Source organism: Nodosilinea sp. LEGE 07298 (assembly GCF_015207265.1).
Lineage (GTDB): Bacteria > Cyanobacteriota > Cyanobacteriia > Phormidesmidales > Phormidesmidaceae > Nodosilinea.
The window spans coordinates 1-8166 of record NZ_JADEXE010000291.1 but is presented as its reverse complement, the minus strand read 5'-3'; the positions used below and the strand labels follow the sequence as shown (position 1 = coordinate 8166).

8 protein-coding genes, 1 tRNA gene and 1 pseudogene are annotated in these 8166 nt (G+C 55.4%); 3 read left to right on the top strand and 7 right to left on the bottom strand.

Annotated features, from left to right (window positions below; all coding sequences use genetic code 11):
• Nucleotides 1-100, bottom strand: a 100-nt coding sequence (locus tag IQ273_RS36050) for a transposase (protein WP_194021068.1), incomplete at its 3' end; no start/stop codon positions are given.
• A 61-nt stretch (nucleotides 101-161) separates the two neighbouring features.
• Nucleotides 162-386 carry a helix-turn-helix domain-containing protein gene (locus tag IQ273_RS36045; RefSeq protein ID WP_194026221.1) on the bottom strand — a complete coding sequence of 75 codons (225 nt, stop codon included), beginning with the start codon at nucleotides 384-386 and terminating at the stop codon, nucleotides 162-164.
• 96 nt (nucleotides 387-482) lie between these two features.
• On the opposite strand from IQ273_RS36045, the gene IQ273_RS26965 reads away from it, so the two are divergent.
• A complete protein-coding gene (locus IQ273_RS26965; RefSeq protein WP_194026220.1) occupies nucleotides 483-1127 on the top strand; it encodes a S24 family peptidase in 645 nt (214 codons plus the stop codon).
• A 27-nt stretch (nucleotides 1128-1154) separates the two neighbouring features.
• Here the strand turns inward: IQ273_RS26965 and IQ273_RS26960 are convergent, their stop codons facing one another.
• The 3 genes from IQ273_RS26960 to IQ273_RS26950 form a co-directional block, all read right to left on the bottom strand.
• The gene (locus tag IQ273_RS26960; protein WP_228053957.1) at nucleotides 1155-2270 is read right to left on the bottom strand and encodes a tyrosine-type recombinase/integrase; all 1116 of its coding nucleotides are present in this window, start codon (nucleotides 2268-2270) and stop codon (nucleotides 1155-1157) included.
• Nucleotides 2271-2453: 183 nt separating this feature from the next.
• Nucleotides 2454-2526 (bottom strand) — tRNA-Ala (locus tag IQ273_RS26955).
• A 127-nt stretch (nucleotides 2527-2653) separates the two neighbouring features.
• The gene (locus IQ273_RS26950) at nucleotides 2654-2944 is read right to left on the bottom strand and encodes a Precorrin-3B methylase (RefSeq protein ID WP_194026218.1); all 291 of its coding nucleotides are present in this window, start codon (nucleotides 2942-2944) and stop codon (nucleotides 2654-2656) included.
• 88 nt (nucleotides 2945-3032) lie between these two features.
• Between IQ273_RS26950 and xth the strand changes: the two genes are divergently transcribed.
• The gene (gene xth / locus IQ273_RS26945) at nucleotides 3033-3821 is read left to right on the top strand and encodes an exodeoxyribonuclease III (RefSeq protein WP_194026217.1); all 789 of its coding nucleotides are present in this window, start codon (nucleotides 3033-3035) and stop codon (nucleotides 3819-3821) included.
• 221 nt (nucleotides 3822-4042) lie between these two features.
• Nucleotides 4043-7333: a DEAD/DEAH box helicase gene (locus tag IQ273_RS26940; protein ID WP_194026216.1), complete on the top strand. Its 3291-nt coding sequence runs from the start codon at nucleotides 4043-4045 to the stop codon at nucleotides 7331-7333.
• A gap of 112 nt (nucleotides 7334-7445) precedes the next feature.
• Here IQ273_RS26940 and IQ273_RS26935 read toward each other — a convergent pair whose 3' ends face one another.
• Together IQ273_RS26935 and IQ273_RS36040 are read right to left on the bottom strand one after the other, a co-directional pair.
• A complete protein-coding gene (locus IQ273_RS26935) occupies nucleotides 7446-7889 on the bottom strand; it encodes a response regulator (protein WP_228053959.1) in 444 nt (147 codons plus the stop codon).
• Nucleotides 7890-7901: 12 nt separating this feature from the next.
• A pseudogene (locus tag IQ273_RS36040) lies at nucleotides 7902-8078 on the bottom strand (ATP-binding protein); the annotation flags it as partial.
• Nucleotides 8079-8166 lie beyond the last annotated feature (88 nt).

Here is an 8166-nt window from a genome sequence, read left to right as displayed (position 1 = left end):
AGCCGCACTTCGGACACCGGATAACGCCGTCGGGCCAGCGCAACGTCCGAACGCTGTCGTAGCACTTGGCCTCTTCCAAAAGGTGTGTCAGGGTTAGCATGAGATCGCAGAGCAGGTGCACTTTAGTATTCAGCCTAGCGAATACATCATCTGCTTGCAGGTCACCTCCCTGAAACACCTATTGAGCCTCCTCGTTTATACCGTTGAGGCCAAATTTCATGGGGAGGCAGGCCAAGTTTGCCCGCCACGACCTGCTCGATACGCCGCGATCGCTGTCGAGTCAAGGCATTGGAGACTGCCGAGGTGCCAATATTCAGTTCTTTTGCGATGCTGGTTAAAGTCCAGCCCTGCTTGCGTAGAGCTGCTTTAATGTCTTCTACATGCATAGAATTGTCTTAGCTCCATCAATATATCGATGAAGTTAGCAATAAATAACTTGCATGTCAAGTGCTATAATTTGCGTCTGCAATTTATGTAACCCTATGACTAATCCTTTACCTGACGAGGCGCAGGCGGGGGCCACGGGTGTCGATCAGTTTCCAGTTCGCCTAAAACAGGCAGTCGGAGACAAGAGCATTCGGGGCTTTGCCAGGGATTGCGGCTTTTCTGACACCGTGCTCCGCCAATATCTCAATGGCCAAAGCGAACCCACCCGACCGGCACTGCTCGCTATAGCCCGCACGGCTAACATCAGCGTCGAGTGGCTGGCGACCGGTCAGTCTGTAACGGGGGCTAAGGATTCATCCAAAACGTCAGCCGAAGATTACATTTACAAGGATCCACTGGCCTTTGAGACGGGCTGGCTCCGAGCAGAGTTCCCCAACGCCTTTGAAAATTTGCTGCTCACCCAAGTGGTCGATGAAAGCATGGAACCGACCCTTCACCAGGGGGATTTAGCACTGGTAGATACCAATGATCGTGACTTGGAAACCGTGAGTCACGGTATCTACCTGCTCAAACTCGATAATCGGCTGCTCATCAAACGCTTGCAGTACATAGCCGATGACATGCTGAGAGTACTCAGTGACCACCCTGCCTATGAAGCCTTCTCAATTCAAATATCTAAAACATCCAGCAGCCTCAGCCTCATGGGGAAAGTGGTCTGGTTTGGGCGCAAACTATACTGAAACCTGCGCTGGGTGCTTATTGGGTGCTTATATTTCTGGTAAGCGAGGGCGGCTGTTGACGTTACCTGCATAATTTCGGTAAAGCGTCTGCACATCGTGCCCTGTTAACTGAGCTACTTCCACCGGATTCATACCCTTATCCAGGGCATGAGAAATCAAGGCATGTCGGGTATTGTAAGGTCTTTGATAATCAATGCCTAGCTTAGTTAAAATTTTCTGCCAGCCTCGTTGGGCAAAGTTTTTTGCATCGATAGGAGCGCCTTTTGGCCCCTTAAAAACTAAATCATTGGGATCGCTATCCGCTTGCCTCAATCCCTGAAGCATTGTCTGCAATTTAGATGTCAGGGTGATATACCGAGACCGATTTGTTTTGGTGGCTTTCTGCTTCCCTTTGACTAAAGCCTCACCAATCCAAATGGTTGAGCAATCCTCAGAGATATGTTTCCAGCGTAGGCCCACGATCTCTCCAGTCCGGCAACCACTGCCAAAGCGAAACTCCACAAAATTGACGTAGTGGCGATAATAACGGTTAGCTTTAAACGCCTCAACGATTGATTTGATTTCTGCCTCGGTGAAAGGCTTAGGCATTTGTTTTGGCGGAACCTTAATTCTTAAAGGCATATCTACCCAAGGATTAGACTCAACTAAAGCCTGCTCAATCCCCCACTCCCAGCACGCCTTCAAAAGGCCTAGACGCTCTCGAATGACAACCTTGGATAAATCTTGAGAGTCATACCAGCTGGAGAATTTTTCGGCCTCGGCTACGCTGACTTCAGCAACCGAACGAGTCTTAAAGAATTCCTCCAAATAATTCAGCAGTCCACGATATTTATCCAGAGTGGCCGAAACGACTGTCTTTGATTTGTGCTGGATGAATTTGTTGAATAGGCCGGTGACAGTCAGCTGACTGCGGTTGGGAAGCTGCAATTTATAGGCTCGAAGCGTTGGATCGAAATGCCCTGACATCATGTCGAGCTCGATTTGGGACGCCTTGGCCTCGGCCACTCTCCGGTTCGTGATGGTGTCAGGGAGTCCGATAAACAGAAAATAGCGTTCCCCTTTGTATCGCCAGCCCAGACGCAACCGATCTCGGTCACTTGTCACTGAGACGGTGCCCTTCTTCGCTCTAGCAGCATTGGCCATGGTGAAAGCCCTACAGAGAATGGCTCGAATGGATCGAGGAATCTTTCGATCCAATTTCGATCCAAATTCTAACCAAAATGGCCAAAAGTGGCATAACAGCGTCTAGCCCCAGGAACTCAGCAAGGCTCTGAATCACTTTGTTGATGGGCAATACAACCCTTGGCCTATATAGGTTTGAGAGAATGGAGAATAGGAGATTCGAACTCCTGACCTCTGCGGTGCGATCGCAGCGCTCTACCAACTGAGCTAATTCCCCTAGTTTTGTATGCGATGCACCGTAACGGTGCGATTGGCCTTTGACTACCCTTTGGGAACGCAGCGCTCTACCAACTGAGTTAATTCCCCTAAGAGCTGCCAGTATCTTACCAAAAACCAGCTGTTCCTTATCGCTTTCGTCCCTTCGCAGATCGCCGCTTCTGCCCCGGCTGCGTCTGATGAGCACCAAAATATTTCTCACTGCGGTAGCGCAGCCACACCCGCAGGGTTTGGGGAATTTGGTCTTTTTGCTCTTTGGTTAGGGTGTTGTAGAGGGACAGCGCTTTTTCTCGCTCACCTCGGCAGGCGGCATTGTTGTGGGCATCCCAATAGCTGCGGGCCAGGCGAATGCGGCGGCACACTTCCTTAACTAAGGCTTTTCCCTCTGGCTGTGAATTTGGGGGAGATTTTGGAGGCACTGTTGCGATCCTTTGGGCGCGATCCTTTTGGGCGGTCAACCCCTTAAGCTAGAACGTTGTGACCTTACCTGTTTAGCTTAACCTGTCTATGAAAGTTGCCACCTGGAACGTCAACTCGATTCGATCGCGCCTTGACCACGCGACCCAGTGGCTACAGGCCAACCCGGTAGACGTGCTGTGCCTGCAAGAAACCAAGGTCATCAACGAAGACTTTCCAACCGCAGCTTTTTCAGAACTGGGCTATACCGCTTATATCCATGGCCAAAAGTCTTACAACGGGGTAGCTTTGCTCAGTCGTCAGCCATTAGAGGAGGTGCAATGCGGCTTTGCTCCAGTGCTTGGGGAAGATCGTGTTGGCAATTTGGATGACCAAAAGCGGGTGATCGCTGGTCTCTGGGGCGATATTTATATAGTGAATCTCTACGTGCCCAACGGCAGTGCTGTGGGCAGCGAAAAATATGAGTACAAGCTGCGCTGGCTCGACTGCCTGAAGGAGTATCTGGCCACTCTGCTAGAAACCTATCCCAACCTCAACGTCTGCGGCGATTTCAACATTGCGTTAGAAAACAGGGATATCTACAATCCTGAGGGTAAAGAGAAGCACATTATGTCTTCACCGACGGAGCGGGAGGCCCTGAGACAGGTGATGGCTGTGGGCCTTAAGGATGGATTTCGTCTGTTTAATGACGAGGGTGGTCACTTTAGCTGGTGGGACTACCGAGCGGCCTCCTTTCGGCGCAACATGGGCTGGCGGATTGACCACCACTACCTTTCGACGGCTCTAGGCGATCGCGCTCTAGGTTGCACTATTGACCTCGAACCCCGCCGTTGGGAAAAACCCAGCGACCATACCCCCGTTACCATGGAGTACGCGTAAGGCTTTGGGGCAAATCCTCTGCCAGAGCCTTCCTAAGGGAGTAAGATAAGCACATTAAGCAGGTTTTCTGCACACCAGGAGTAACCGGGGTTGATGCCTCGGGGGAGGGTTTACCCACCGGGGCATACCCTAACGTTTTACCTGTAGTCCGGGTGTGACAAGGCCCTATCTACCTGCTCCTAACGCACCCCATTCTTTGAACGAGTCGTAGATATAGGGCAATGGCAATACTACACGTCAGTTGGGTTCCCCAGGCGCAGCAGTTTTTTCTCTGGGCTGAGGCTTGGCAACCGCTGCCAGCGGAGGGGTTAGCCCCGTGGGAAGGGCTGCATTTTCACCCTTATGCCCTGGGCCAGGCCGATTTGGCTCAGGTGCTGACCGGCATGCAAAAACAGCTAGTGGGACGGGCTAGCTCGGCGATGGATGTATTTCCAGCGGTGCTGACCGAGGCTGCGATCGCTGCTGGTAAAGGGGCAACCAAAGCAACCGGGGGAAACCGGCGATTGCGCTCTGCCAAATCGACTCGCGGGGCAGCTGGCCCCGTCTGGGGCGAAATTACCCTACCGCTACCGGCCCGCTTGCTGACCACCGCGCTAGCGCCCGTGCATTCTGCCAAGCTAGATGCCCAGTCAGAGACTGAACCCGACGCCGAAACCGTGCTGCATCCCTGGCGAGTACAGGGCTGGCAGTTAGGAATGACCGATTTTTTGCCCATTTTACTGGCCCTGCCCCTGGGGCAGCATACCCCCACTGGCCCCGGCGATATTGGGGCCGACCTGCGCTACTGGGGTCACGTTGCCCGTTGGGGCCTCAACCTGCTGGCCCGTGGCAAGTTTTTACCCGATCTAGAATTCACCAGTCAAACCTTAGCGGCTGGCTGGCACCCTCTACTCGACAGCGCCCCCGACCAGGAACGACTGCGCCATTTTGCCCTGGCCATGCCGCCTGCCTGTCGGACCCATTTGCCCACCATAGCTAAGGGAGCGCTACCGCTGGCCTGCGGGTTTCCCCTCCTTGATCCCCAGCCGCTGCTGCTGCAGTTTTTAACCGCCTTAGTTGACTACCAGGTGCGCCAGGTGGCCCAGGCGCAACCCCTCAACGGCCTAGCCAATCTGGGCAAAGAGCTGCCGCTTCAGCCCTGGCTTCAGGCTCTGAGCCAGCCGGTGGGCACCCTGGAGGCCAGTGCCGCCGCCGCCGCCCGGCTTCAAGAAGCGCTGACCACCTGGACTACGCCGCTGCAAACCCTGGCCGAAGACCCATCCCGCCAGTTTCGCCTGCGGCTGGTGCTGCAGCCCCCTCCAGATCTCGACCAGCCCTGGCAGCTGCGTTACCAGCTGCAGTCGGCGGCCAACCCCGACTGGCAACTAGGGGCAGAGGTAATCTGGCAACACCCCGTTGACGAATTGCACCACCATGGGGCTACTCTCAAAGCACCCCAGGAAACACTGCTGGGTGCCCTAGGGCGGGCCGCACGACTGTATGACCCGATCCGCGAAAGCCTGCGCCAGCAGCACCCGACCCACTGCGACCTCGACCCGATTCAGGCCTACCAGTTTATTAAGGCCTCGGCCTGGCAGCTGCAAGATAACGGCGTTGAGGTAGAGCTACCCTCCGGTTTGGCTCAAACCGCCGAGAGTGGCAGCGGGCGGCTGGGCCTGAAGGTACAGGCCGAGGTACCGCCCCAAAAACAGCGGCAGCGCCTCGGCCTCAAGAGCCTGCTCAACTTCCGCTGGGAGCTATCGATCGCAGGAGAAACCCTCTCTGCCGCAGAGTTTGAGCAGCTGATCAACCAGGGCTCGCCGCTGGTGGAAATCAACGGCCGCTGGGTTGAACTCAAGCCCCAGGATGTGAAAGCTGCCCGGCAGTTTTTGGCGGGTCAAAAGACTGCCACGCCTCTCTCGGTGGAGGATGCCCTGCGGATTAGTACCGGTGACACCCAGCTAATCGACAAGCTGCCGGTGGTTAGCTTTGAGGCCACCGGAGCGCTGCAAACCCTGATCGAAACCCTGACCACGGGCAACCAAACTCTAGAGGAAATTGAGGCTCCCAGCGGCTTTAAGGGGCAGCTGCGACCCTACCAGGCGCGGGGGGTATCGTGGCTGGCCTTTTTAGAGCAGTGGGGCCTGGGGGCCTGTCTGGCCGACGACATGGGCTTGGGCAAAACGATTCAGCTGATTGCCTTTTTGCTCCACCTGCAAGACCACGGCTGGCTAGAAAGTCCGGTGCTGCTGGTCTGCCCCACCTCGGTACTGGGCAACTGGGAGAAAGAAGTCAAGCGGTTTGCCCCTCAGCTCAAAACTCTGGTGCACCACGGCGATCGCAGGCCTCGCGGCAGCGCCCTGGCCAAAGCCGTGCAGGACAAACACCTGGTGATCACCAGCTACGCCCTGATCTACCGCGATCTCAAACCGCTGCAGTCGGTGAACTGGCAGTGCCTGGTGCTCGACGAAGCCCAAAACGTTAAAAATTCCGACGCCAAGCAGTCTAAAGCAGTTCGCCAGATCGAGGCCCAGTTTCGCGTTGCCCTCACCGGCACCCCGGTCGAAAACCGCCTGGGCGAGCTGTGGTCCATCATGGACTTTCTCAACCCCGGCTACCTGGGGCCAAAGAACTTTTTTCAGCGCCGTTTTGCCACCCCGATCGAGCGCTACGGCGATACAGCTTCGCTGCGGGCGCTGAAGGGGCTGGTGCAGCCGTTTATTCTCCGGCGACTCAAGACCGATCGCAGCATCATTCAAGACCTGCCCGAAAAGCAGGAAATGACCGTATTCTGCGGCCTGTCTGCCGAGCAGGCCAACCTCTACCAGCAGACCGTCGATCGCGCCCTCGAAAGCCTGGACGAGGCGACCGGGGTGCAGCGCAAGGGCCAGATCCTGGCGCTGCTGACCAAGCTGAAGCAGATCTGCAACCACCCGGCCCAGTTTTTGCAGGAGCCCAGCCTGGGGCTGAAGGGGCGATCGGGCAAGCTACAGCGGCTCGACGAAATGCTAGAAGAGGTCATCGCCGAAGACGATCGCGCTCTGATCTTTACCCAGTTTGCCGAGTGGGGCAAATTGCTGCAGCGGCACCTGCAGTCGTACCTGGGGCAAGAAGCGCTGTTTCTCTACGGCAGCACCACCAAAAACCAGCGCGAGGCCATGGTCGATCGCTTCCAGAATGACCCTGCCGCCCCCCGGCTGTTCATTCTCTCCCTCAAGGCGGGCGGAGTGGGGCTCAACCTCACCCGAGCCAACCACGTCTTTCACTACGATCGCTGGTGGAACCCGGCGATCGAAAACCAGGCCACCGACCGCGCCTTTCGCATTGGCCAAACCCGCAACGTGCAGGTGCACAAGTTTGTCACCACTGGCACCTTAGAGGAGCGCATCCACGAGATGATCGAGGGCAAACGAGCGCTGTCTGAGCAAGTGGTCAGCGCTGGCGAAGGCTGGCTGACCGAGTTCGACACCGACCAGCTGCGCAACCTGCTGCTGCTCGATCGCAACGCTATTATCGACGACGATGGTGAGTAGCCCCAATGGGTTTAAAGCCAGGCCGTAGCGTTGAGAAAAAGCAAAGGGGGCAGCATTATAGCCGTCGCCACAGTAACCCTTCGAAGATAGAAATGCCCAATCCCTAGGGCAATTACTCTTTCTGCTGCACCAGCATCCAAATCGTTTGCAACAGGGTTTCTGGCTCAATCGGTTTGGTAATATGCTGCTGAAATCCGGCGGCTAATGCCTGCTGCTGATCGCTTTCTCCCGCATAGGCAGTAATGGCGATCGCTAAAATGTCTCCGCTCTGGTCGGGCGATCGCTCTCTGATGTGGCGAAGTAAGGCGTACCCATCCATATCGGGCATCCCGATATCACTGATCAGCAAGTCAAACTTGGCCTGCTGGAGCTGATTTAAAGCTTCACTAGCCGACCCGACCTGAGTAACCTTGGCACCCTGCTGTTCTAACAAAAATGTGCCTAGCTCTCGTGAATCTCGTTCATCATCCACAAAAAGCACTCGCAATCCATTGAAATGCAGCTCTGAGCGATCGCGCATCGAGGGATGATCGGGGTGCAACTTTGAGGCAGTCATAACGGGAAGCCTAACGATAAAAGTCGAGCCTTGCCCTTCTCCCAAACTCGCAGCCTGCACGGTGCCGCCATGCAGGTCAACCAAGTGACTGACGATCGCTAGTCCTAACCCCTTGGTGGTGCAGAAAAGTCCTGAAAGGGTTGTTGTGAAAGGAGTCCCAAATGAGACAGGGTAGATGGGAAGGGGCATTTCATGAGAGGCTTGAATTCCCCAACTCAAGGCCAGTCTCATGGAAACACCCCTCTTGTATCGTCAACTGCAAGACCAATTGAGTCAA

Bases quoted from the DNA above. Each gene is read 5' to 3' on its own strand.
- IQ273_RS26965 (WP_194026220.1), top strand. From the start codon at position 483: ATGACTAATCCTTTACCTGACGAGGCGCAGGCGGGGGCCACGGGTGTC.
- xth (WP_194026217.1), top strand. From the start codon at position 3,033: ATGAAAGTTGCCACCTGGAACGTCAACTCGATTCGATCGCGCCTTGAC.
- IQ273_RS26940 (WP_194026216.1), top strand. From the start codon at position 4,043: ATGGCAATACTACACGTCAGTTGGGTTCCCCAGGCGCAGCAGTTTTTT.
- IQ273_RS26960 (WP_228053957.1), bottom strand. From the start codon at position 2,270: ATGGCCAATGCTGCTAGAGCGAAGAAGGGCACCGTCTCAGTGACAAGT.
- IQ273_RS26935 (WP_228053959.1), bottom strand. From the start codon at position 7,889: ATGACTGCCTCAAAGTTGCACCCCGATCATCCCTCGATGCGCGATCGC.
- IQ273_RS36045 (WP_194026221.1), bottom strand. From the start codon at position 386: ATGCATGTAGAAGACATTAAAGCAGCTCTACGCAAGCAGGGCTGGACT.